Raw genomic sequence first — 1,920 nt, forward strand, 5'->3', positions numbered from 1 at the left:
AACAGGCCGAAGATGTCCCGCGTGGAGCAGTTCGTCTTCTGGAACCGGTAGCGTCCCCTGCGCAGGGGCGCGGTCTCGTATTCGACCGCCCCCTTCCGCCGGTAGTCCGGCACGATGGAAAGCTCGTAATCTTGCGAATCCGATCCGGATACCCGAACCAGTCTCTCCCGGACGATAATATAGGGCAGCGGCCAATAGCCGGGAATCTGGACGCTCAGCTTCACCCGCAGCCGCGAGCCGGCGGGAATGGAGGACGCGACCAGCGCCATGTCTTCCAGCGTTCTTACGCCCTGCACGTTCCCGATTCCGCTCCAGCGGCCGAGCAGCAAATAAAGGCCGAGCGCGTTCAGCATGACGAACAGCATAAGCGACGTCTTGCCGCCTTGGAATACGACGAAAAACAAAGACATCAAATAGAGCGCGGCACTCCACCAGCCGACCCGGGTAAACCAAATCTTGCCCATCCTACCGCTCCATTCCGACCGGCACCTGGATCTGGCGCAGCACTTCCTGAAGCACCGTCGCGGCGGCGGCGCCGTGCATGCGGGCTTCCGAGCGCAGGTGCAGCCGGTGTCCGAGAACGAGCGGGGCAACCGCCTTTACATCGTCCGGCAGAACGAACAGGCGGCGCTGCAGCAGCGCGTAGGCGCGGGCGCACGAAGCCAGAGCCACGCCCGCGCGCGGGCTGGCGCCGAGCAGAACGGCGGGATGCCGGCGCGTGCCGCGGATCAAGGCGAGCAGGTAATCGGCCACGCTGCCGTCCAGATGAACGGATTCCGCCAGCTGCTGAATGGCGAGCACGTCTTCGATGTCGGCCACGGCGGAGAGCGAATCGGCGGAACGGGCGGCCGCTTTCTCCAGAATAAGCTTTCGTTCGGAAGCCTCGTCCGGGTAGCCGATGGAGATCTTCATCAGGAAGCGGTCAAGCTGCGCCTCGGGCAGGCTGTACGTCCCTTCGAATTCGATCGGGTTCTGCGTCGCGAATAATGCGAACGGCTTCGGCAGCGAGTATGTGACTCCGTCTACGGACACGTGGCGCTCCTCCATCGCTTCCAGCAGCGCGGATTGCGATTTCGTCGTCGCGCGGTTGATCTCGTCGGCAAGCAGGATGTTCGCCATGATCGGGCCCGGCCGGAACAGGAACTGCTCTTCTTTCGGATGGTAAATCGAGACGCCGGTTATATCGGTAGGAAGGAGATCCGGATTGCACTGAATACGGTGAAACGTGCCGCCGATCGAACGGGCGAGCGCCTTGACGAGCTGCGTTTTGCCGGTGCCGGGCACGTCCTCGATCAGAACGTGTCCTCCGGCGACAAGCGCAGTCAGAATCCATGTTACTTCCTCTTTTTTACCAAATATGCAAGATTCCATATTGTTTCGAATGAGTTCCAACAATTGCATGGCTTGCTGTTGTTCCATGTGTTTGTCTCCTCCTATGGAATCTCGGGTTCTAACAAAAGAAAATAAGATGGCGTTTCTTTTATTATACCTGATATTGGAGGCGACCGTAAATTTTGCAAAACTCCAAACTTAGCTAGAAAAAAAGCCAAACCGCGGCGCGGCAGGCTTTTGGGGAGAAACGGTAAGTTATGGACGGCAAGCCGGCCGGTACGGAAGGCTCATCCTTTGGGCTTCACGACCAGCGCGGCGAGGAACGAGAAGATGATCGCGGCCGAGATGCCGGCGCTCGTCACCTCGAAGATGCCGGTGATGACGCCGATCCAGCCGTCCCGCTTCAGCTCGAACAGCGCCCCGTGCACCAGCGCGTTGCCGAAGCTCGTAATCGGCACGGTGGCGCCCGCCCCCGCGAACTTGATCAGCGGCTCGTACCAGCCGAGTCCGTCGACGACGGCTCCCGCCACGACCAAGATGGCCATCGTGTGCGCGGGCGTCAGCTTGGCGACGTCGAACAGAAGCTGC

Annotated in this window: 2 protein-coding genes and 1 pseudogene; all 3 read right to left on the minus strand. The window is 60.6% G+C overall.

The features are described from left to right. Positions 1-464 (minus strand): annotated as a pseudogene (locus H7C18_RS34590) (DUF58 domain-containing protein); the annotation flags it as partial. Between the two features lies 1 nt (position 465). Continuing rightward, positions 466-1,419 (minus strand): AAA family ATPase, encoded by a 954-nt coding sequence (locus H7C18_RS34595; RefSeq protein WP_185133691.1) that lies wholly within the window; start codon positions 1,417-1,419, stop codon positions 466-468. Positions 1,420-1,619: 200 nt separating this feature from the next. Next, positions 1,620-1,920, minus strand: a 301-nt coding sequence (gene spoVAE, locus H7C18_RS34600; RefSeq protein ID WP_185133692.1) for a stage V sporulation protein AE, incomplete at its 5' end; no start/stop codon positions are given.

This window comes from Cohnella zeiphila (genome assembly GCF_014212055.1).
Classification (GTDB): Bacteria; Bacillota; Bacilli; order Paenibacillales; family Paenibacillaceae; genus Cohnella; species Cohnella zeiphila.